Source organism: Oryzobacter terrae, from assembly GCF_042756445.1.
In the GTDB taxonomy this organism is placed as follows: Bacteria; Actinomycetota; Actinomycetes; order Actinomycetales; family Dermatophilaceae; genus Oryzobacter; species Oryzobacter terrae.
Map to the genome: position 1 here is coordinate 729,894 of NZ_CP170578.1, position 21,096 is coordinate 750,989.

Annotated in this window: 23 protein-coding genes; 10 read left to right on the top strand and 13 right to left on the bottom strand. The window is 73.3% G+C overall.

Annotated features, from left to right (window positions below; all coding sequences use genetic code 11):
• Nucleotides 1-149: 149 nt before the first annotated feature.
• The 6 genes from dapB to ACFWN3_RS03490 all read right to left on the bottom strand — a co-directional run bounded on the left by dapB (nucleotide 150) and on the right by ACFWN3_RS03490 (nucleotide 3,729).
• Nucleotides 150-896: a 4-hydroxy-tetrahydrodipicolinate reductase gene (gene dapB / locus ACFWN3_RS03465; RefSeq protein ID WP_377643461.1), complete on the bottom strand. Its 747-nt coding sequence runs from the start codon at nucleotides 894-896 to the stop codon at nucleotides 150-152.
• Between the two features lie 13 nt (nucleotides 897-909).
• Nucleotides 910-1,347 carry a hypothetical protein gene (locus ACFWN3_RS03470; RefSeq protein WP_377643463.1) on the bottom strand — a complete coding sequence of 146 codons (438 nt, stop codon included), beginning with the start codon at nucleotides 1,345-1,347 and terminating at the stop codon, nucleotides 910-912.
• A gap of 112 nt (nucleotides 1,348-1,459) precedes the next feature.
• Nucleotides 1,460-1,885 carry a hypothetical protein gene (locus ACFWN3_RS03475; protein WP_377643466.1) on the bottom strand — a complete coding sequence of 142 codons (426 nt, stop codon included), beginning with the start codon at nucleotides 1,883-1,885 and terminating at the stop codon, nucleotides 1,460-1,462.
• A 42-nt stretch (nucleotides 1,886-1,927) separates the two neighbouring features.
• A complete protein-coding gene (locus ACFWN3_RS03480) occupies nucleotides 1,928-2,644 on the bottom strand; it encodes a hypothetical protein (RefSeq protein WP_377643468.1) in 717 nt (238 codons plus the stop codon).
• Nucleotides 2,645-2,663: 19 nt separating this feature from the next.
• Nucleotides 2,664-2,981: a hypothetical protein gene (locus ACFWN3_RS03485; protein ID WP_377643470.1), complete on the bottom strand. Its 318-nt coding sequence runs from the start codon at nucleotides 2,979-2,981 to the stop codon at nucleotides 2,664-2,666.
• A gap of 10 nt (nucleotides 2,982-2,991) precedes the next feature.
• Nucleotides 2,992-3,729 carry a hypothetical protein gene (locus ACFWN3_RS03490; RefSeq protein ID WP_377643472.1) on the bottom strand — a complete coding sequence of 246 codons (738 nt, stop codon included), beginning with the start codon at nucleotides 3,727-3,729 and terminating at the stop codon, nucleotides 2,992-2,994.
• Between the two features lie 257 nt (nucleotides 3,730-3,986).
• Between ACFWN3_RS03490 and ACFWN3_RS03495 the strand changes: the two genes are divergently transcribed.
• Entirely contained in the window at nucleotides 3,987-4,124 is a 138-nt protein-coding gene (locus ACFWN3_RS03495; RefSeq protein WP_377643474.1) for a hypothetical protein, read from the top strand.
• Nucleotides 4,125-4,259: 135 nt separating this feature from the next.
• Here the strand turns inward: ACFWN3_RS03495 and ACFWN3_RS03500 are convergent, their stop codons facing one another.
• From ACFWN3_RS03500 to ACFWN3_RS03510, 3 genes are all read right to left on the bottom strand, one after another.
• The gene (locus ACFWN3_RS03500) at nucleotides 4,260-6,707 is read right to left on the bottom strand and encodes a polyribonucleotide nucleotidyltransferase (RefSeq protein WP_377643476.1); all 2,448 of its coding nucleotides are present in this window, start codon (nucleotides 6,705-6,707) and stop codon (nucleotides 4,260-4,262) included.
• Between the two features lie 268 nt (nucleotides 6,708-6,975).
• Nucleotides 6,976-7,245 carry a 30S ribosomal protein S15 gene (gene rpsO / locus ACFWN3_RS03505; RefSeq protein WP_377643478.1) on the bottom strand — a complete coding sequence of 90 codons (270 nt, stop codon included), beginning with the start codon at nucleotides 7,243-7,245 and terminating at the stop codon, nucleotides 6,976-6,978.
• Nucleotides 7,246-7,369: 124 nt separating this feature from the next.
• Nucleotides 7,370-8,026, bottom strand: a complete 657-nt coding sequence (locus ACFWN3_RS03510) for a TetR/AcrR family transcriptional regulator (protein ID WP_377643480.1) — start codon at nucleotides 8,024-8,026, stop codon at nucleotides 7,370-7,372.
• Nucleotides 8,027-8,085: 59 nt separating this feature from the next.
• On the opposite strand from ACFWN3_RS03510, the gene ACFWN3_RS03515 reads away from it, so the two are divergent.
• Entirely contained in the window at nucleotides 8,086-8,760 is a 675-nt protein-coding gene (locus ACFWN3_RS03515; protein ID WP_377643482.1) for a cupin domain-containing protein, read from the top strand.
• Between the two features lie 89 nt (nucleotides 8,761-8,849).
• Here ACFWN3_RS03515 and ACFWN3_RS03520 read toward each other — a convergent pair whose 3' ends face one another.
• Nucleotides 8,850-10,172 (bottom strand): DUF222 domain-containing protein, encoded by a 1,323-nt coding sequence (locus tag ACFWN3_RS03520; RefSeq protein ID WP_377643484.1) that lies wholly within the window; start codon nucleotides 10,170-10,172, stop codon nucleotides 8,850-8,852.
• A gap of 307 nt (nucleotides 10,173-10,479) precedes the next feature.
• On the opposite strand from ACFWN3_RS03520, the gene ACFWN3_RS03525 reads away from it, so the two are divergent.
• Genes ACFWN3_RS03525 through ACFWN3_RS03540 form a run of 4 tightly spaced genes read left to right on the top strand, consistent with a single transcriptional unit; the run spans nucleotide 10,480 to nucleotide 15,606 of the window.
• Nucleotides 10,480-10,929: an NAD(P)H-dependent oxidoreductase subunit E gene (locus ACFWN3_RS03525; protein ID WP_377643485.1), complete on the top strand. Its 450-nt coding sequence runs from the start codon at nucleotides 10,480-10,482 to the stop codon at nucleotides 10,927-10,929.
• Complete coding sequence (locus ACFWN3_RS03530) at nucleotides 10,926-12,515, top strand: formate dehydrogenase beta subunit (protein WP_377643487.1); 1,590 nt, start codon at nucleotides 10,926-10,928, stop codon at nucleotides 12,513-12,515. The genes ACFWN3_RS03525 and ACFWN3_RS03530 overlap by 4 nt, the downstream gene beginning before the upstream one ends.
• Nucleotides 12,512-15,355: a formate dehydrogenase subunit alpha gene (gene fdhF / locus ACFWN3_RS03535; protein ID WP_377643488.1), complete on the top strand. Its 2,844-nt coding sequence runs from the start codon at nucleotides 12,512-12,514 to the stop codon at nucleotides 15,353-15,355. The genes ACFWN3_RS03530 and fdhF overlap by 4 nt, the downstream gene beginning before the upstream one ends.
• Entirely contained in the window at nucleotides 15,352-15,606 is a 255-nt protein-coding gene (locus ACFWN3_RS03540; protein ID WP_377643490.1) for a formate dehydrogenase subunit delta, read from the top strand. The genes fdhF and ACFWN3_RS03540 overlap by 4 nt, the downstream gene beginning before the upstream one ends.
• Nucleotides 15,607-15,955: 349 nt before the next feature.
• Here the strand turns inward: ACFWN3_RS03540 and ACFWN3_RS03545 are convergent, their stop codons facing one another.
• Entirely contained in the window at nucleotides 15,956-16,408 is a 453-nt protein-coding gene (locus ACFWN3_RS03545; RefSeq protein WP_377643492.1) for a MarR family winged helix-turn-helix transcriptional regulator, read from the bottom strand.
• A 56-nt stretch (nucleotides 16,409-16,464) separates the two neighbouring features.
• On the opposite strand from ACFWN3_RS03545, the gene ACFWN3_RS03550 reads away from it, so the two are divergent.
• The 4 genes from ACFWN3_RS03550 to ACFWN3_RS03565 are packed head-to-tail and all read left to right on the top strand — an operon-like array spanning nucleotide 16,465 to nucleotide 19,560.
• Nucleotides 16,465-17,508: a glutamate-cysteine ligase family protein gene (locus tag ACFWN3_RS03550; RefSeq protein ID WP_377643494.1), complete on the top strand. Its 1,044-nt coding sequence runs from the start codon at nucleotides 16,465-16,467 to the stop codon at nucleotides 17,506-17,508.
• Complete coding sequence (locus tag ACFWN3_RS03555; RefSeq protein WP_377643497.1) at nucleotides 17,505-18,470, top strand: hypothetical protein; 966 nt, start codon at nucleotides 17,505-17,507, stop codon at nucleotides 18,468-18,470. The genes ACFWN3_RS03550 and ACFWN3_RS03555 overlap by 4 nt, the downstream gene beginning before the upstream one ends.
• Entirely contained in the window at nucleotides 18,467-18,868 is a 402-nt protein-coding gene (locus ACFWN3_RS03560; RefSeq protein WP_377643500.1) for an MAPEG family protein, read from the top strand. The genes ACFWN3_RS03555 and ACFWN3_RS03560 overlap by 4 nt, the downstream gene beginning before the upstream one ends.
• Nucleotides 18,865-19,560 carry a gamma-glutamyl-gamma-aminobutyrate hydrolase family protein gene (locus ACFWN3_RS03565; RefSeq protein ID WP_377643501.1) on the top strand — a complete coding sequence of 232 codons (696 nt, stop codon included), beginning with the start codon at nucleotides 18,865-18,867 and terminating at the stop codon, nucleotides 19,558-19,560. The genes ACFWN3_RS03560 and ACFWN3_RS03565 overlap by 4 nt, the downstream gene beginning before the upstream one ends.
• Here ACFWN3_RS03565 and ACFWN3_RS03570 read toward each other — a convergent pair.
• Together ACFWN3_RS03570 and ACFWN3_RS03575 are read right to left on the bottom strand one after the other, a co-directional pair.
• Nucleotides 19,542-20,645, bottom strand: a complete 1,104-nt coding sequence (locus tag ACFWN3_RS03570) for a zinc-binding dehydrogenase (RefSeq protein WP_377643503.1) — start codon at nucleotides 20,643-20,645, stop codon at nucleotides 19,542-19,544. The two genes, ACFWN3_RS03565 and ACFWN3_RS03570, sit on opposite strands and share 19 nt — an antisense overlap.
• Entirely contained in the window at nucleotides 20,642-21,091 is a 450-nt protein-coding gene (locus tag ACFWN3_RS03575) for an acyl-CoA thioesterase (protein ID WP_377643504.1), read from the bottom strand. Before ACFWN3_RS03575 ends, ACFWN3_RS03570 begins: the two co-directional genes overlap by 4 nt.
• Nucleotides 21,092-21,096 lie beyond the last annotated feature (5 nt).

Sequence of the window (21,096 nt, forward strand, 5' to 3'; positions counted from 1 at the left end):
CCGGTGTCGGATGTCCCCGACGCTAGGGACCCGCTGTTTCCGTGACCCGCGGGGCGTGTGAACCGTCCGCAACATCGAGCGCACCCGCAGGGCCCCACCGCGCGTGAGGACTCCGAAACACCCGCGTTACACGGGCGCGTACCCGCAGGTCAGGCCAGGCCGAGGTAGTGCTCGAGGCCGACCGTGAGCCCGGGGTGCGACGCCACCTCGCGCACCGCCGTGACGACGCCGGGCATGAACGAGACGCGGTCGAAGGAGTCGTGCCGGATCGTCAGGAGCTCGCCCTCGCCGCCGAGGAGCACCTCCTGGTGGGCGACGAGCCCGCGCAGCCGGACCGAGTGCACCGGCACCCCGCGCACGCGGGCCCCGCGGGCGCCGTCGGGGTCGTCGGTCGTGGCGTCGGGGACGTCGCCGAGGCCCGCCTCGGTGCGCGCCCGGCCGATGAGGTCGGCGGTCCGCGCCGCGGTGCCCGACGGGGCGTCGACCTTGCCGGGGTGGTGCAGCTCGACGACCTCGACCGACTCGTAGAACCGGGCGGCCGTCTCGGCGAAGGCCATCATGAGGACCGCCCCGATGGCGAAGTTCGGCGCGATGAGCACGCCCACCGCCGGCTGCTCACCCAGCTGCGCGCGCAGCACCTCGAGGCGCTCCTCGGACCAGCCGGTGGTCCCGACCACGACGTGCACCCCCCGCGCCACGCAGTGCGCGACGTTCGCGGGCGAGGCGTCCGGGACCGAGAACTCGACGACGACGTCGGCCCCGCCGAGGTCCCCGAGGTCGTCACCGGCGTCGTAGCGACCGGCGAGCTCGAGCCCGTCGGCGTCCTCGACGGCCCGGCACACGGTGGCGCCCATCCGTCCGGCAGCGCCGATGACCGACACCCTGATCGCGCTCATGCCCCGACTCTAGTCAGCCGGCGTGCGACTCCTCCCGAGCCGTCCGGGCCAGCACCGTGGGGATCCACACCATCGGCGCGGACGCGGTCACCATCGCGACCGACGCGAGGTCGAACCCGGTCCCCACCGCGACGGCGAGCACCGCGGCGAGCCAGGCGAGCAGCATCGTCGCCCCGACGCGTCCGGCCCGCGGTGTCCTCCTGCGACCCCGCCGCGGCTGCGCGACGAGGCGGTCGGCCCGCAGCGTCACGAGGCAGCCGAGCGCCCCGACGACCGCGACGAGGGCGTGCGTGCCGTGGGCGACGACCATCGGGTCGCCGGCCCGGTCGAGCAGCCAGACCATGAGGAGCGCCATCGCCAGGCACGTGACGGCCCCGGCGGTCGACCACGTCATCCGGTGCCGTGCGAGACGTCGGGCGTCGCGCTCGCCCCCGTGGGCCCCTGAGTCCATCCGATCCTCCCCCCGACCGCGCCCGACCCCTCGGACGCGTGCCCAGCCAAGCACGTCGCGGGCGCCAGGTCGCCGGTTCCCCGCAGGAGTGCCCGGACGGACGATGCGCCGCTCAGGCCCCGGGGGCCGGGTGCGGTCCCTTGACCGTGACGAGGGCGAGCGTCACGGCGGGCAGGACGGCGACGACGAGGCCCAGCGCGGTCACGACCCAGGCGAGCTCGCCCGTCCCGATCGCGATGCCGACGACGGTCGCGAGCCACGCCAGGAGCACCCCGACGACGACGGTCACCGCGAGCGACCGCGGCGCCCTCGCAGCGGGGTCGGCCACGAGCGAGCGGTTCGCGACGGCGACGAGCACGCACCCCACCGCCGACACGAGGCCCAGGACGCACGCGGCGACGAGCACCGGCCTCGCCTCGTCCGGGGCGGTCGCCGCGAAGACGCCGCACCCCACGCCGAGGACCGCCGAGAGGGCCGCGCCACCGACGGACGCCCTCGCCCGCACCCCGGCGACGTCACGAGCGGTCCTCAGGTCCATGCCGCCACCTCCCTCGTCGTCGACCCGCGCGTCCCGAGGCTCTCACCCGAACGCCGGCCACGCACCCTCGGGGTAGGGCGCCAGCTTGCTGCGCGCCCCCTGCATGTCGCTCTTGGCGAGCAGGCACAGGGTCGTCAGCGTGCCCGTGCCGACGATGAGGCCCCCGATGAAGGCGCCCCAGCCGGTGAGCACCGTCGGCGGGACCGCCGGCAGGCCGAGGACGGAGACCGCCTCGCCGGTCGCCAGGGTCAGGCACAGGATGAGGATCCCCAGCCCGACGATGATGCCGAGCCACCAGGTGATGATGCCGGCGCCGACCTTGACCAGGGCGGAGGCGATCGTCTCGGCGAACTGCTCCGACACGCCCTTGATCGCCGCCTCCTGCTGCCCGAGGCGCTCGGTGTACCGGTTGGCCGCGCTGCCCTTCCACGTGGTGTCGACGTCGAGCTGCCCCCTGGTGGCCAGGCCCGACCGTCCGGACACGGGCTCGCCGACGTCGGAGCGCCAGTCCCCCGCCGAGCCGAAGCACAGCCACGGGGCACCGAAGACGTTCCAGTGCTCGCCCATCCAGTCCACCGCCTCCTGCCACTTCGGGACGACCTTGCTGTTCCAGAAGTCGGCGGCCTTCTCGGCGACCCACCCGGAGAAGCGGGCGATCTTGTCGAGGGTGTCGTTGAACGCCTCGAGGAGGCGCTCGGCCTTGGTCATGACCTCCTCCCACTTCTCGCGCAGCCTCTCGAGGATCTCCTCAGGGCTCATCTCGTGCTCCTCGTCCTCGTCAGGTGACCGGCGCCCACTCGGCGCCGATCCGGGTCTGGGCGGCGACGTCGTCCGCGTCGTACTGGCGCTTCACGTCGCGCAGGGTGGCGGCCATCGTGTCGGTGGCGGTCGACCCCTCGGAGAGGAGGCCGGCGACGAAGTCCTGGATGTCCGCGTAGGTGCTGTTGAAGCCTGTCGCGTCGGCGACGACCGAGCTCGAGATGGTCGTGACGACGATCCCCCGGGCGTCGCTCGCCGCCCCCGACAGGACCTCGCTCGTGCGGTCCCAGATCTTCGCGTCGTGCTCGAGCGCCTCGAGCTGTACCTCGTAGCCCATGTCGTCTCCTCTACAGGTCCAGGCCGAGTCGCCGGCCGATGCGGGTGGGGTCGCCCAGGCGGGCGAGGGTCGCGGTGGAGCGGTCGGCGTCGGCCCGGGTGCGGGCGAAGGTCGACAACGCCTCCCCCTGGGCCTGCTCGATCGTCGCGAGGACGGTGCGGCCGATGTTCGCCGGGTGCGTGCGCGTCGCCCACGACTCGCGGATCGTCAGCCCGAGCAGGCCCCCGCTCGCGGAGAGCTCGACGTGCACGTCGCCGCCGGGGCTGGCGGCGCGGTGCACGCGCTGGACCCCGGCCGTGACGTCCTCGAGGGCGGCGTCCAGCTCGGCCTCGATCTCGGTCCAGAGGTCGAGCAGCTCGCGCAGGACGCTGTCCTCGGTGACGGTGGTGCCGCTGGGCAGGCCCGCGGCGTGGTCGGCGACCGCCGTGGGGAAGGGCCGGGTGCGGGGCTCGGGCATCTCGAAGGCCTCGTCGACCTTGGCGTTCCACTCCTCGAGGCGCGACGCGCCGGCCGCCGCGTAGGCCTCGGCGACGGCGGGGCCGAGCTCTGCGGCCGAGAGCAGGTCCTGCCAGCGGTGGTCCACGGTGATGGCGCCGACCCGGCCGTCGGGCGTGACGCGGACCCGCACGGCCTTCCTCGCGTCGGTGCCCGCGGCCTCCCTCGTCGGCGCCTCGATCGTCTCCAGCCGCTGGAGCGTGCGGTCGAGGTCCTCGCGGGCCTCGTGCAGTCGTTCGGTGTCGCGGTCCATGTGTGGCTCCTCCCTCCCCGGTGGACCGCCAGTCTCGTGCGGAACCCGTCGGGGCGGAATGGGGAGCACTCCCCGCCTCGCGGCGGCCCGGTCCTCCCACCGCGTCGAGCCACGCTCCCCGGACGCGGCGCTCGACCCCGCCCCCCGAGGCCCTGTCCGGGCTCCCGCGCCACGCCTGGTTGTTCACCTTCCGTTCATCTCCCCGTCGCCGATCGGCTACCCTTGGGTGAACGGAAGATGAACGAAGGGAGGACGCGATGAAGAAGGCCACGACCTCGACCACCCGCACGGGTCTGTCGATGCGCTGGGTCCCGGTCACCACCGACGACGGGCGCGTTCGCATGGAGATGCGCTGGTCCGCTCCTCCGGCGATCCGCCCCCGCTCGCTCGCCTGACCGTCCCACGACGCGAGGAGGCCCGCACCCACCAGGGTGCGGGCCTCCTTCCGTCCGTGTCAGCGACCTCCGGACGCGCCGAGGGCGCGGCACCCCGGGTGGGGTGCCGCGCCCTCGGTGGGGTGCGGGTGCCGGTCAGGCGTCGGTGGAGACGCCCTCGGACTCGCTGCGGTCACCGTCGGAACGGTCACCCTCGGAACGGTCGCCACGGCCGCGGCCGCCACGACGGCGGTTGCGCGGGCGGCGCTCGCCGCGCTCGCCGTCCTCCGAGCGCTCCTCGCGCTCGTCGGAGTCGGAGCCCGGCTCGTCGTCGAGGTCGGCAGCCGGGGCAGCGGCCGGAGCCGAGTCGGCCACGGGGGCCTGCTCGTCACCGGTCTCGCCCTCGGCCAGCACGGCCGCGAGCGAGAGCTTGCCACGGGGGTCGATCTCCTTGAGCTCGACCTGGACCTTCTGGCCCACCGCCAGCACGTCGTCGACGTTGTCGATGCGCTTGCCGCCGACGAGCTTGCGGACCTCCGAGATGTGCAGGAGGCCGTCCTTGCCCGGCAGGAGCGAGATGAACGCGCCGAAGGTCGTCGTCTTGACGACGGTGCCCAGGAAGCGCTCGCCGATCTCCGGCATCTGCGGGTTCGCGATGGCGTTGATCATGGCGCGCGCGGCCTCGGCCGACGGGCCGTCGGTGGCGCCGATGTACACGGTGCCGTCGTCCTCGATCGAGATCTGCGCGCCGGTCTCGTCCTGGATCGTGTTGATCATCTTGCCCTTCGGGCCGATGACCTCGCCGATCTTGTCGACCGGGACCGTGACGCTGATGACGCGAGGAGCGAAGGGGCTCATCTCGTCGGGCGCGTCGATGGCCTCGTTCATGACGTCGAGGATGTGCAGGCGCGCGTCGCGGGCCTGGGTCAGCGCGCCGGCCAGCACGTCGGCGGGGATGCCGTCGAGCTTGGTGTCGAGCTGGATGGCCGTGACGAACTCACGGGTGCCGGCGACCTTGAAGTCCATGTCGCCGAACGCGTCCTCGGCACCGAGGATGTCGGTGAGGGCCGCGTACTGCGTCTGGCCGTCGACCTCCGCGGAGACCAGGCCCATCGCGATGCCCGCGACCGGGGCGCGCAGCGGCACACCGGCGTTGAGCAGCGACAGGGTGGACGCGCAGACCGAGCCCATCGAGGTCGAGCCGTTGGAGCCGAGGGCCTCGGACACCTGGCGGATCGCGTAGGGGAACTCCTCGCGCGAGGGGAGCACCGGCATGAGGGCACGCTCGGCGAGCGCACCGTGGCCGATCTCGCGACGCTTCGGCGACCCGACGCGGCCGGTCTCACCGGTCGAGTAGGGCGGGAAGTTGTAGTTGTGCATGTAGCGCTTGCGCGTCACCGGCGACAGCGTGTCGAGCTGCTGCTCCATGCGGAGCATGTTCAGCGTCGTGACCCCCATGATCTGGGTCTCGCCACGCTCGAAGATCGCCGAGCCGTGCACGCGCGGGAGGACCTCGACCTCGGCGCTCAGGGCGCGGATGTCGGCGAGGCCACGGCCGTCGATGCGGACCTTCTCCTTGAGGATGCGCTCGCGGATGTACTTCTTCTGCACCGAGCGGAAGGCGGCGGAGACCTCCTTGTCGCGACCGGCGAACTCGAAGACCTGGCTGTCCCCGTCGCCGACGAGGGCGTGGAGGGCGGCGGCCTTGAGCTCGTCGAGGCGCTCCTCGCGCTCCTGCTTGCCCGCGATGGTCAGGGCCAGCGCGGTGTCGGCGCCGACGTTGGCCTCGACGGCCGCGTAGACGTCGTCGGTGTAGTCGAGGAAGACCGGGAACTCCTGGACGGGCTTGGCGGCCGTCGCGGCGAGCTCGGACTGGGCGTCGCAGAGGGCCTTGATGAAGACCTTGGCGGCCTCGAGGCCCTGGGCGACGATCTCCTCGGTGGGAGCGGTCTTGCCCTGGCTCTTGACGAGGTCCCAGGTGTAGTCGGTGGACTCGGCCTCGACCATCATGATCGCGACGTCGTCACCGGCGATGCGGCCCGCGACGACCATGTCGAACGTCGAGCGCTCGATGTCGCTGAAGTTCGGGAACGCGACCCACTGGTCGTCGATGAGGCTGACGCGAACGCCACCGATCGGGCCGCTGAAGGGCAGCCCGGAGATCTGCGTCGAGGCGCTGGCCGCGTTGATGGCGAGCACGTCGTACTGGTGGTCGGGGTTGAGCGCCAGGACCGTGATGACGACCTGGACCTCGTTGCGCAGACCCTTGGTGAAGGTCGGGCGCAGCGGGCGGTCGATGAGGCGGCAGGTGAGGATCGCGTCGGTGGACGGGCGGCCCTCACGGCGGAAGAACGAGCCGGGGATCTTGCCCGCGGCGTACATCCGCTCCTCGACGTCGACGGTCAGGGGGAAGAAGTCGAATCCCTCGCGCGGGTGCTTCCCGGCGGTGGTGGTGGAGAGGAGCATCGTGTCCTCGTCCAGGTAGGCCGCGACGGCGCCGCCGGCCTGCTTCGCAAGGCGTCCGGTCTCGAACCGGACGGTGCGGGTGCCGAACGAGCCGTTGTCGAGAACGGCTTCGGCGACAGTGATCTCAGGACCCTCCATGGGTCCTCCTTTTCTCTTGTCTCTGTAGCGCGCGTGCATCGTCGTTGTGCACGGGCGATCCTTCAGTGGTGCGCTGGTGGCACCGGTGCTGCTCGTGCATCACCGTGGCGGTGATGCGGTCTTCAGGTGGTGATGCGGTGCTGCGGTGAAGCGGGGTGGAGCTGTGGTGGTGCGTCCGGGTCGGACCGCTGGTGCGGTTCCGGCCCGTCTCACGCGCAAAGGGCGGCCCTCACGGTCAACGTGAGGACCGCCCAGTCGCGTGAAGTCCTTATCGGCGCAGGCCGAGGCGCTTGATGAGCGAGCGGTAGCGCTCGACATCGACGCTCTCGAGGTAGCGCAGGAGCCGACGGCGCTGGCCGACCAGCAGGAGCAGGCCGCGGCGGCTGTGGTGGTCGTGCTTGTGCTGGCGCGAGTGCTCGGTGAGGTCCTTGATGCGCTGGGTGAGCAGCGCAATCTGCACCTCGGGAGAGCCGGTGTCGCCCTCGGACGTGCCGTACTCGGTCATGATCTGCTTCTTGACGTCGATGCTCAGGGGCATGGGGCGACGGTCTCCTTCGATGGGTTCGCTGCGCGGCGCTCCCGGGCTGGTTCACCGGGGCTCTCTGGTTCCGCGGCCGATGTTCACGGCAGTGCTCAAGGTTACCAGCGGCCCTGCGGGCGCCCTAATCGGCCACCTGCCTCCGAAGGAGGGTGCGCAGCCAGGTGTCGAGGACGTGCGCCGCGTAGTCGCCGGGCGTCCGGTCGCCGGCCGTGGCCAGACGGTAGTACGCCGGGCTGTTCGCGATCCACAGGCGGTGCGCGACGTCGTCGTCGGTGAGGTCGTCGCGCAGGTCGCCGGTCTCCCGCAGCTCGGCCGCGAGGTGTCGCATGTTGGCGAGCCGGCGTGCCTGCAGCCCCTCCCACACGGCTCGGCAGGCTGCGTCGTCCTCGGCCGCCCGCTCCATCGCCTCGCCCAGGGGGACGACGTGCGGGAGGCGCTCGGCCAGCGCGTGGGCGTACACGGTGAGCTTCTCCGCGGCGGTCGGGGCCTGCCGCATGGCGCCGACGTAGTCGCGGTCGGTGGCCGGGACCGGCGCCTCGCCGCCGGCGAGGGCCATGTCGTGCACGCAGAGGAGGAGCTCGGGCTTGCGGCCGACGCTCGCGTAGACGGTGTCGACCGAGACGCCGGCATCGCGCGCGATGTCGGCCACGGTCGTCGCGGCGTACCCGACGCTCGTGAACCGGGTGCGGGCCGCGTCCAGGACGGCCGCCCGGGTCGTCGCGGCCTGCTCCTCGCGCCGCGGCGACCGGTAACTACGGGTCTTGACCTGGTCCGGCACGGCGCCTACCGTACCAGTATTCGTCCGAAGCCAGTTCGGACCAATTGAGCGGACGAGCCATGGACAGCGCGACCGGCGGCACCACCCACGTCGACGACCCCGGCGCTGCGGATCACGTCGTCGACCCCGACGCCGCGGATCACATCGTCGACGACCTCCCGGGCCGCGTCGTCGACCCCGGCGCCCAGGGGCGCGTCGTCGACCGCGGCGTCCCGGACGAGGCCCCCTCCCCCGCCGCCCCGGGCCGCGTCGTCGTGCACCGGGCAGGCGACGGACCCGGCACCTGGGCCATGGGGTCGCTGTTCGAGCACCTCGTGTCGGCCGCCGACACCGGCGGCGCGCTCGGGGTCTCGCTCGTCACCCAGCCGCCGGGCATCGCGACCCCCCTCCACCGGCACACCCGGGAGGCCGAGGCGCTGTTCGTCCTCGACGGCCTCATCGAGTACCGCGCCGGCGAGGAGACGGTCGAGCTCACGGCCGGCGCGTTCCTGTACCTGCCCCTCGGGCTCCCCCACGCGTTCCGAATCCGCGGCGACTCCCCCGCGCGCTTCCTGTCGCTCACCACCCCCGGCGGCCTCATGGGCCTCTACGACGAGGTCGGCGTCCCCGCCGCGGGCATGCACCTCCCCTCCGAGGGTGAGGGCCTGTCGATGCCCGAGGAGATCGCCCGCTGGAACCAGGTGGGCCCGCGCTACGGGCTCGAGGTCGTCGGCCCGCCCATCCCCGTCGGCTGAGCGCCCGCGAGCGCCCACCGAGCGCCCGCGAGCGCCCCCGTCGGCGCACGCTGCTCGCCCCGCCGGAGGGGGCGGGGTGCGGAGCGGGGTCACGCTGGTTCCCGGGCCGCCATGATCGCTGCCAGACGTCCCGCACCGACATCGGACTCCACCGGCTCGTCGTAGGACCCGTACCGCAGGTCCCACTCGACCCGGGCCCCGTCGCGGTCGTGGACCACCCGTCCCGCCAGTCGTCGGGAGTGGACGGCGGTGTGGTGGCGCTGGCACAACAACGCCGCGTTCTTCAGATCCGTCGGGCCGCCGTCGACCCAGTGCCGCAGGTGGTGGGCGTCGCACCACTGAGCGGGCACGTCGCACCCGGGGTAGGAACAGTGCCGGTCGCGGAACCACAGCCGGCGGACCTGCCCCGCGGTGAACAGCCGCCGCATCCGCCCCAGGTCGGCGACCTCGGACTCGCACGACAGGACCACCGGCAGCACGGCCGCGTCGCACGCCAGGCGCCGCACCGTCTCTGGCGCGAGGAGCGTCCCGGACTCGGTCCCGCCGAAGGCCTCGCCCGCTCCCACCAGCCCGGAGCGCAGGGTCTCGAGGTCGACGGTCACCACGAGCGTCGACTTCTGGTTCGTCGGGGTGTCGCCACCCGCGGACACCGCCCGCCTCACGAGCGTCAGCAACGCCTCGCCCCGCCGCCGGTCGCACGACCGGAGGTCTCGCTCGCCCTCGATCGGCCTCGGCGCCGACAGCGGGCCGAGCGCCGCCTCCAGGACGGCCCGGCCCTCGACGTCGAGCGTCAGCCGGTACTCCGCGAGCCCCAGCTCGTCGACGCGAGGCTGCGACAGCGCGACGAACCGCTTGCCCCGGTCCTGCTCGGCCTGCAGCTCGCCGTCCCGGCCGTACTCGGCCAGGAGCCGTGGACGGACCTCTCGACAGCCGCGCGGTCCGTGGTCGACCGCCATCGCGACGAGGCCGTCGACGACGGTGGCCTCGACGCCGTCGGCGAGCAACGGCCGCAACCGGTCGGCCTCCGCGACCACCACCGCCGCCGACCGCACCGGCAGACGCCCGGAGCACACCGCGTCCTTCACCGCCGACAGGCCGGACACCGCGAACGCCTCGGCCACGGCGACCACCGGTCCGGCACCACCCGAGCGGGTCGAGGGCGCATGGCACCGCACCCACTGCACCGGAGTCATCGCCCGCGCGCCCGACCCCGGCTCGCCCCGACGCATCGCCTCGCCGGCCACCTCGACCCGTGCGGCGTCCACCAGCATCCCCAGCCGGTCGACTTCCGCCATCACCCTCTCGAGCTCACGCGACCCCGCCGACCACAGCGCCTCCCCCATCCCGGACAGCGCAGCACCCGCCGCCGCCACCGCGTCGCGCCGAGCCTGAAGTGCGAGTCCCCCTGCCATGTCGAAATCGTACAGGTGTCCACCGACAGGCCCGCCTCACCATCCACAGCCCGACGGCCTGAGGGGTGCGCCTGGCGCAACCTCTCCCGATCCGGCTCCACGACCCAGCCTTCCGGGTGGCCAAGCACGTCCTGACAGCCTCCATCACTGCAGGTCAGACCCTGTTCCACGACATGGCATCGCGCGTCCCGCCCGCAGCCCTGCCGTTGCGCGTCCCTCCCGCGTATCGTGACTCGAAAGGTCAGACTCGACGACGAGGAGCGCACGGCCCGTGCCCAAGCGAGGTCCCAGTCCGGCACCAGTCCACGTGCCCGCCGACCCGGCGCGCGCCGCGAGCGTCCGAGCCATCGCCGAGCAGCTCGCCGGCCTGCGCGGCCCGCTGCTCCCCGTCCTCCACGAGGTCGTCGCCACCCACGGCCACGTCACCGACGACGACGTCCACGTCGTCGCCGACGTCCTCAACCTCAGCCGCGCCGACGTCCACGGGACCCTGACCTTCTACCACGACCTCCGCCGCACTCCCCCGGCCGCGCACCGCGTCTCCCTGTGCCGCGGCGAGGCCTGCCAGTCGCGCGGCGGCGAGGCCCTCTTCGCCGAGGCCACCGACCGCTGGGCCGCCGACGCCGACGTCGAGGTCGGCGAGGTCTTCTGCCTCGGGCTGTGCGCCCAGGGCCCGAGCGGCACCCTCGACGGCGCCCTCCACGCCGGCCTCTCCCCCGACCGCCTCGCCGCCCTCACCGACGGTTGGCAGCGATGACGACCGCCTGGGTCCCCTGCGACGCCTCCGCCGTCGCGATGGGCGCCGACGACGTCGCTGCGGCCTTCGAGGCACGGGGGGTCACGGTCAGGCGCAACGGGTCCCGCGGGATGCTGTGGCTCGAGCCGCTCGTCGAGCTCGAGACCGACGCCGGTCGCGTGGGCTACGGCAACGTCACCCCCACCGACGTCGACGCCCTCCTCGACGGAAGCCTCTCGGACGACCCGGCCCGTTGCATCGGGATCGTCGACGAGCACGAGTGGCTCACCCGCCAGCACCGCGTCTCCTTCGCCCGCGTCGGCCTCATCGAGCCCACCGACATCGCCGCCTACCGCGAGCACGGCGGCCTCGTCGGCCTCCAGCGCGCCGTCGCCCTCGACCCGGAGCAGGTGGTGCAAGAGGTCACCGACTCGGGCCTGCGAGGACGCGGCGGCGCGGGATTCCCCGCCGGCATCAAGTGGGAGACCGTCCGCACGGCCGACGCCGACGTCAAGTTCGTCTGCTGCAACGCCGACGAGGGCGACTCGGGCACCTTCGCCGACCGCATGCTCATCGAGGGCGACCCCTTCACCCTCGTCGAGGGGATGGCGATCGCGGCCCTCGCCGTCGGCGCCACCGAGGGGTACGTCTACCTGCGCAGCGAGTACCCGCACGCCATCCGCACCCTGCGCCGCGCCATCGACATCGCGTACGCGCACGGCGTCATCGGCGAGTCCGTCCTCGGCAGCGGCCGCCGCTTCGACCTCGACGTCCGGGTCGGCGCGGGCGCCTACATCTGCGGCGAGGAGACCTCGATGCTCGAGTCCCTCGAGGGCAAGCGCGGGGAGGTGCGCGCCAAGCCGCCGATCCCCGCCCTCGAGGGGCTGTTCGGCAGGCCGACCGTCGTCAACAACGTCCTCACCCTCTCCGCCGTCCCGATGGTGCTCGCCGACGGCGGCGCCGCGTACGCCGCCCTCGGCACCGGTCGCAGCCGCGGCACCCAGGTCTTCCAGCTCGCCGGCAACATCAGGCGGGGCGGCATCGTCGAGGCCGACTTCGGTGTCTCCCTCGGCACGCTCGTCGACGACTTCGGCGGCGGCTCGGCATCGGGACGCCCGGTGAAGGCGGTCCAGGTCGGAGGGCCCCTCGGCGCCTACCTCCCGACCAGCCGGTTCCACCTCCCGATGGACTACGAGGCCTTCGCCGAGGCCAACGCGATGGTCGGCCACGGCGGCATCGTCGTGTGGGACGACACGATGGACGCCTCGCTCATGGCGCGCTTCGCGATGGAGTTCTGCGCCAAGGAGTCCTGCGGCAAGTGCACCCCGTGCCGGATCGGCTCCACCCGCGGCGTCGAGGTCGTCGACCGCATCCGCGCCGCGACCGACGACGGCGTGCGCCGGACCCAGCTCGTCCTCCTCGAGGACCTCTGCACGACGATGACCAAGGGCTCGCTGTGCGCGATGGGCGGCCTCACGCCCATGCCCGTCCGCAGCGCCCTCGAGCACTTCCCGGAGGACTTCGGGGTGCGGCCCGACGACGCGCACGACGCGGCGGCGGCCATCCCCGAGTCGGCCACGGTCACCACGGAAGGGGCCAGACCATGACGCTCGTCCACGAGCCCGAACCCGCCCTCGAGACACCGGATCACGGCACGCCGCCGGTCTTCGGGGAGGCGACGGCGCACGTCACCATCGACGGCGTCGGCGTGATGGTGCCGCCCGGCACCTCGGTGATGCGCGCGGCCAAGCTCGCCGGCATCGACGTCCCCAAGCTGTGCGCCACCGACAACCTCAAGGCCTTCGGGTCGTGCCGCCTCTGCCTCGTCGAGGTCGACGGGATGAAGGGCACGCCGGCGTCGTGCACCACGCCGTGCGCCGACGGGATGGTCGCCTCGACCCGCACCGAGCAGGTCCAGCAGCTGCGCCGCGGGGTCATGGAGCTCTACCTGTCCGACCACCCCACCGACTGCGCCGGGTGCGAGCGCGGCAACTGCGAGATGCAGGGCCTGGCGCTGGAGACCGGTGTGGCGGAGGTCCGCTACGGGATGGGCGGCGTCTCGCACGTCCACGAGTCCACCGACGCCTCCAACCCCTACTTCGACTACGACCCCGCCGCCTGCATCGTCTGCTCGCGCTGCGTGCGGGCCTGCTCGGAGGTCCAGGGGACGTTCGCGCTGACCGTCGAGGGGCGCGGGTTCGACTCCCGGATCACGCCCGGCGGCACCGACTTCCTGTCGTCCGAGTGCGTCTCGTGCGGCGCGTGCGTGCAGGCCTGCCCGACCGACGCCCTCACCGAGAAGTCGGTCATCTCCCTCGGGATGCCGACGCGCTCGGTCGTCACGACGTGTGCGTACTGCGGTGTCGGGTGCTCGTTCAAGGCCGAGGTCCAGGGCACCGGCGAGGGCACCCGCGTCGTGCGGATGACCCCGTGGAAGGACGGCGGCGCCAACGAGGGCCACTCGTGCGTCAAGGGCCGCTTCGCGTACGGGTACGCCTCGCACGACGAACGCCAGATGGAGCCGATGGTGCGCGACTCCATCGACGACGAGTGGCAGGTCGTGTCGTGGGCGGAGGCGATCTCGCGGATCGCGACCGGCTTCCTCGGGCTGCGCGAGAAGTACGGCGTCGGCTCCATCGGCGGCATCTCCTCCTCGCGGTGCACCAACGAGGAGGTGTACGTCGTCCAGAAGATGGTGCGGGCGGCGTTCGGCAACAACAACATCGACACGTGCGCGCGGGTCTGCCACTCCCCCACCGGCTACGGCCTCAACCACGCCTTCGGCACGTCCGCCGGCACCCAGGACTTCAAGTCGGTCGAGTCGGCCGACGTCCTGCTCGTCATCGGCGCCAACCCCACCGACGCCCACCCGGTGTTCGCCTCGCGGATGAAGAAGCGGCTGCGCGAGGGCGCGCGGCTCATCGTCGCCGACCCGCGCAGGATCGACCTGGTCCGGTCGCCCCACGTGCAGGCGCAGTTCCACCTGCCCGTCCGACCGGGCACCAACGTCGCGTTCGTCAACGCCATGTGCCACGTCATCGTCACCGAGGGGCTGTGGGACGAGGAGTTCGTGCGCTCGCGCTGCGAGGACGCCGACACCTACCTCGAGTTCATCGCGCACCCCGAGCACTCGCCCGAGGCGATGGAGGCCGAGACGGGGATCCCCGCGGCCGAGCTGCGTTCCGCCGCACGGCTGTTCGCCGCCGGACCGAACTCGGCGATCTACTACGGGCTCGGGGTCACCGAGCACAGCCAGGGCTCGACGATGGTCATGGGGATGGCGAACCTCGCGATGCTCACCGGCAACCTCGGGCGCGAGGGAGTGGGGGTCAACCCGCTGCGCGGCCAGAACAACGTGCAGGGCTCGTGCGACATGGGCTCGTTCCCCCACGAGCTGCCCGGGTACCGGCACGTGTCACGACCCGAGGTGCGCAGCATCTACGAGTCGCTGTGGGGCGTGACCATCCAGTCCGAGCCCGGGCTGCGCATCCCCAACATGTTCGACTCGGCGATCGGCGGGTCCTTCAAGGGCCTCTACGTCCAAGGCGAGGACATCGCCCAGTCCGACCCCAACACCCAGCACGTCGAGGCGGCGCTGCGCTCGATGGAGCTCGTCGTCGTCCACGACCTCTTCCTCAACGAGACGGCCCGGTTCGCCCACGTCTTCCTCCCCGGAGCCTCGTTCCTCGAGAAGGACGGGACCTTCACCAACGCCGAGCGGCGGATCAACCGGGTCCGTCCCGTCATGCCCTCGCGCGTCGGGAAGGACGAGTGGCAGGTCGTCTGCGAGATCGCCACGGCCATGGGCTACCCGATGTCGTACGACTCCTCGTCGCAGATCATGGACGAGATCGCCGCCACGACACCGACGTTCGCCGGGGTCTCGTTCTCGCGCCTCGACGAGGAGGGCTCGATGCAGTGGCCCGTCACCGACGCCGCGCCGCACGGGACGCCGACGATGCACGTGGGCTCCTTCGTGCGCGGGCTCGGCCAGCTGACGACGACCGTCTACGTCCCGACCACCGAGCGGGCCAACCGGCGCTTCCCGCTGGTCCTCACGACCGGGCGCATCCTGTCGCAGTACAACGTCGGCGCCCAGACCCGGCGCACCCCGAACTCGACGTGGCACCCCGAGGACGTGCTGGAGATCCACCCGTCCGACGCCGAGCTGCGCGGGATCACCTCCGGGGACGTCGTCGAGCTCTCGTCGCGGGTCGGGGCCACGAGGCTGACGGCCGTGGTGTCCGAGCGGATGCCCGCCGGGGTCGTCTACACGACGTTCCACCACCCCGTCACGGGCGCCAACGTCGTGACAACCGAGAACTCCGACTGGGCGACGAACTGCCCCGAGTACAAGGTCACCGCCGTCCAGGTCGAGGTCGTGACCCAGGCGGCGAAGGCCGAAGCCACCGTGGCAGAGCCGGTGTCGACGGCGGGGCGCTCGTGAGCGGAGAGCCGCCGGTCGTGCGGCTCGGTCGCGACCTGGTCCGCAACTTCGAGTCGCTCCCGCCCGAGAAGGCCGCCTCCGAGATCGCGACGCACATCAGGAAGTTCTGGGAGCCGCGGATGCGTCAGGACCTCCTCGCCCGGGTGCGCGCACGCAGCGCCGACCTCCCGCCCCTCCTCGTCAGCGCCGCCGAGCACCTCGTCGACGGCGACGTCGACCGCCACGAGGTCAGGGAACCCTCCGGGGGTTGACGAGCGCAGCGGTCCGCGGCGGTTCGGCACGGCGTGTCGATGGGCGCCCCCGGGGGGCTGACGGTCCTCGAACGCCGCCTCACACGTCGCCGAGGTAGCCGCGGCTGAGGCGACGCTTCCTGCCCAGCTGGCGCAGGACGGACCAGGGCTCGCGCACGGCGCGGCCGGCCCGGCGGTCCTTGTGGGGCTTACAGAGCCGGCAGCCCTTGGACCGGCGATGAGGTGAGTGAGCCATGGCGGCTCCGTTCCGTGACCGACTCCCGCCACGGGGGGCGGGGTGGGTGCGGTCGGCGGCTCACTCGTCGAGGGTACCGCCGGACGACCCCGGGCGCCCGTGCCGCCGGAGGCGTCAGTCGTCCTCGGCGAGCAGGCGAGGGACCCGCTCGAGGACGCGGCGGGCCGCCTCGTAGTCCTCGCTGCCGAGCTCCTCGGCGAACCGGCGCTCGAGGTCCTTGATGTGGGAGTAGCCCTTCGCGGCGAGTCGCCACCCCTCGTCGGTGTAGACGACGATCTTGGCGCGGCGGTCGGCCGGGTCGGGACGCATCTCGAGGAGGCCGAGCTCGACCATGTCGCGCACGACCTCGCCCATCGACTGCCGGGTGATCCCCATCTCGGCGGCCATGTCGACGGTCCGCATGCCGTCGCGGCGCAGCGTGGCGAAGACCGCGTTGTGGGTCCGCTTGACCTCGGGGTGGCCCCCGTCGTGCGCGCTGCGCACCATGTCTGCCTCCATCGCCCGGAAGGCGCGGAACGCCAGGGCGATGAGCGGAACCGGCGCCGGTTCGCGGGAGGGGCTTGACATCTGTAAGGAGACCTTCCAATATTTGACAGGAGTCCTTACGGTATCAGGAGGCAGGGATGAACCACACCGAGGTCCACCAGCGAGTCGCCGGCGTCTTCCCCGCCCCCGGTCGCCACCCCCGCCGCCCTCGCACCACCCGGGTGGCGGTGGAGCACGAGCTGCTCACGGCCGACGCGCTGACCGGCCGCTCGGTCCCTCTCGACCGCGTGCGCGCGGCGACCGCCCGGGCGCCCTACGCCCCGTACCTCGCGTTCGAGCCGGGCGGCCAGGTGGAGCTCAGCCTCCCGACCGCCGCGTGCCCCGTCGACATCGAACGGCGCCTGCGCGCGGACGTCTCCGCCCTGCGGCACGACTGCGCCGCCGCCGGGATCCGCCTCGTCGCCCGGCCCGTCGACCGCCGCAGCGAGGAGGCCGTCCCCCTCCGGCTGTGCTCTCCCCGGTACGTCGCGATGCAGCGCCACTTCGACTCCATCGGGCCGGCCGGACGCACGATGATGCGTCGCACGGCGTCGACCCAGGTCTGCCTCGACTGGTGGTCCGGCCGCGCCGGCGCGGAGCAGTGGCGCGTGCTCCAGCTGACCGCCCCGTTCCTCGCCGCCGCCTTCGCGCGCAGCGACGGAGCGACGTCGCGGCTGGCCACCTGGCTCGCCGTGGACCCCACCCGCACCGCCTTCGACGACCGCCTGCTCCACGGCGACGACCCGATCGCCGCCTACGCCGACTTCGCCTGGCGGGCCGTGGTGTTCACCGACCCCGGCGACGTCGACCAGCACCTGACCACCCTGTTCCCGCCCGTGCGACCCCGCGGCTGCTACCTCGAGGTGCGCTACCCCGACGTCCAGGACGAGGACGGCGCCGGCAGGCTCGTGGCCACGCTGGCGACGCTGGCGTACGACGACGACCTCCGCCGCGAGGTGCTCCGGCGGTTCGAGCCCGGCCGCGCCCACCTCGGTCGGCACTGGGAGGAGGCCGCCCACGGCACCGGCGACGTGGCCGCCATCGGGCGCGACCTCGTGGTCTCGACCCTGGCACTGACCGGCGGCCCGGCCGGAAGCCTGGCCGCCGCCGGCGGGGCCGGCATCCTGGACGGTGCGGCATGAGCGTCCTCTTCGTCACCGACCCGCTCCAGGGGCTCCACCCGGACATCGACGCGAGCATCGGCCTCATGGCCGCCACGCAGGCGATCGGGTCCGACGTGTGGGGGTGCGGACCCGAGGACCTGTCGGTGGCCACGGGCCGGGTGCGGGCGCGGGCCACGCGGATCCGGCTGGCCGACCGCCACCGGGGGAACGACCACCGCTGGGTCGTGGAGCGCGACTGGTGGCAGGAGGTGGACCGTCGGGACCTCGACGTCGCCGCCGACACCGACCTCGTCATGCTGCGCATCGACCCGCCCGTCGACGCGCGCTACCTGCACACGACGTACCTCCTCGACCTCGTCGAGACCCACGGTGGATGCGTCGCCAACCACCCCGCCGGCATCCGGGCGCTGCACGAGAAGCTCCTCGCGCTGCAGTTCCCCGACCTCTGCCCGGAGACCGTGGTCACTGCCGACCCCCGGGAGGTCCTCGACCTGCTGTCGCGCGTCGGTCGCGCCGTGGTCAAGCCCGTCGACGGCTTCGCCGGGCTCGACGCCTGGCTGCTGGGTGCCGACTCCTGCGCCCGCTCCCTGGCCGAGTCGGCCACCCTGGGCGGCCGCCGCCACGTCATCGCGCAGGCCTACCTCGAGGACGTCCGGCGCGGCAACAAGCGCCTGTTCGTCCTCGACGGCGACGTCGTGGGCGCGGTCCTGCGCCGTCCCGCGGCCGACGACTTCCGCATCGGCCCGCCGATGGCGCAGGCGGAGGTCGACGACGACGACCGCCGGATCGTCGCCGCTCTCGCCCCGCTGCTCGGGGCCCACGGCATCTCCCTCGCCGGCCTCGACGTCATCGCCGGGCGGCTCATCGAGGTCAACGTGACCTGCCCCGGGGGGATGCACAAGACGGATGCCCTGCTGGGCACCGACCTCAGCGGCGCCGTCATGCGTCGCCTCCTCCTCACCGAAAGCGTCCCGTCATGACCAGCGACACCCTCACCGTCGTCTGCAGCGCAGCCCTCGGCATCCTCGTCTTCCTCCTCGGCGCCAACGTCACCCGCCACCGCGCGCTCCGCGGGTCCGGCAACCAGATGCCGACCGACCCCACCGACCGCCTCCTCATCGCCCAGCGGGCGCACGGGAACGCGGCCGAGTACGTCCCGACGCTCATCGTGCTCCTGCTCGTCTGCGCCGCCCTCTCGGACGGCTGGTGGGTCGGGGCGCTGGCCGTCGCCGCGCTCGTCGCCCGGACGATTCACGCCGTCGGCCTGCTGACGAGCGAGACCCTCGCCTCCCACGGCCCGGTGCGTGACGTCGCCGCGTTCGGCACGTACGTCACCGGGGTGGCGCTGGGCGTGACCGCGATCGTCGCGGCCGTATGACCGGCGGGCCGGTCGTCGGCGTCGTGGGGCACCGGTACGTCGTGCCGCGCCCGTACGTCGACCTCCCGGTCACCGGGACCCCCCACGCCTACACCGACCGGGTGGCGGCCGCGGGTGGCCGTCCGCTGGTGCTGCCGGCCGGCCGCGCGGTGGACCTCCTGGACGTCGTCGACGCCCTGGTGCTCACCGGGGGCGCGGACCTGGACCCCGCGCTGGCCGGCACCGACGTCGGCAGCGCCGACGAGGTCGACCGCGCCCGCGACGAGGACGAGCTCGCCCTCGTCCGGGAGGCCCACCGGCGAGAGCTGCCGCTCCTCGGCGTGTGTCGTGGCCTCCAGGTCCTCGTGGTCGCCCACGGCGGGACGCTCGTCTCCGACCTCGGGGCCGGGCACCGGAGGCCCGGCGTGGGGCACCGGGTGCACACCGCGCCCGGGTCGTCCATCGGGCGGCTGCTCGGCGGCGACTGCCACACCACCTCCTTGCACCACCAGGCGGTGGCCGACCCCGGGCCGGCGTTCCGGGTGACGGCCCGCGCCGACGACGGCGTCGCGGAGGCCGTCGAGTGGGCGGGCCCGGGCGACTGGCCCGTGCTGGGCGTCCAGTGGCACCCAGAGCTGTCCCAGGACGCCACCGGCGCCGCGGTGTTCGGTTGGCTGGTGGCCGCCGCCCTGCGTCAGAGGTCGATGATCTGACGGACCGCGGAACCGGCGGCCAGGTCGTCCATCGCCTGGTTGACGTCGTCGAGGGAGATGCGCGACGAGACGAGCGCCTCGACCGGGAGCCGTCCGTCGCGCCACCACTGGGCGAAGACCGGGATGTCGCGGGAGGGCACGGCGGAGCCGAGGTAGCTGCCGATGACGGTCCTCGCCTCGGCGACGAGCTGGAGCGGGGAGACGCTCGCCCGGGCGTCGGGGTGCGGGAGCCCGACGGTGACCGTCCGTCCTCCGGGAGCCGTCGCGGCGAGGGCGCCCTCGAACGCGCGGGCGTTGCCGGCGGCCTCGACGACGACGTCGGCGCGGGTGCCGCCCGACGTGAGCTCCCCCGGGTCGAGGACGGTCGTGGCCCCGAGCTCGCGCGCCTGGTCGCGCTTGGAGCCGACGCCGTCGACGGCGATGACGTCGCCGTGGCCGAGCGCGAGGGCGGTCAGCAGCGCCGCCATCCCCACTCCCCCGAGCCCGACGACCATCACGGACTGCCCGGGCTCCGGCGGCGCGGCGTTGAGCAGGGCGCCACCGCCGGTCAGCACCGCGCAGCCGAGGACGGCGGCGACGTCGGCCGGCACGTCGTCCTCGACGGCGACGACCGACCGCACGTCGACGACGGCGTGGGTCGCGAAGGCGGACACCCCGAGGTGGTGGTGGACGGGGACGCCGTCGCGCGAGAGGCGGCGCCCTCCACCCAGCAGCTCACCCGCACCGTTGCTCACCGATCCCGGGCCGCACGGCATCCGGCCGTTCGTCGCGCAGCCCGGGCACTCGCCGCACCGCGGCAGGAAGGTCATGACGACCCGCTGGCCGACGGTCGGCGAGTCGACGCCGGCGCCCAGCGCCTCGACGCGACCACTCGCCTCGTGCCCCAGGAGCATCGGCACCGGACGCGCCCGGTTGCCGTCGACGACCGACAGGTCGGAGTGGCACAGGCCGGCGGCGTCGATGCGGACCCGCACCTCACCGGGCCCGGGGCCGGCGAGCTCGAGCTCACCCACCGTGAGCGGCCGGGTCCGCGCCCACGGACCGGGGCGGCCGACCTCCTCGAGGACGGCACCGGTGATCCTCACGACCGGGCCTCGACCGCGCGGGCCAGGGCGTCGCGGACGGCTTCAGGGATGGGCACGGTGCTCCTCGTGGTGCGGTCGATGTAGACGTGCGCCCAGTGACCGAGCGCCGCGATCTCGGTGGACTCGGCGGCGAACAGCCCCAGCGCGTACGTGATGCTCGACCGTCCGAGCCGCTCGACCCGGACCCCGACCTCCACCGGGCGCGGGAACTCCACCTCGTGGAAGTAGCGGCAGCCGGACTCGGCGACGACGCCCAGCTCGGGCAGCGCCATGACGTCGACCCCCGACTCGGCGATGAGCCAGCCGTTGATGGCGGTGTCGAACAGCTCGTAGTACACGGCGTTGTTGAGGTGCCCGTACACGTCGTTGTCGGCCCACCGGGTCGTGACGCGCACGACGTGGTCGAAGTGCGCGCGCGTCAGGGTCCGCGGGTCCGCCGTCGTCACCCGGG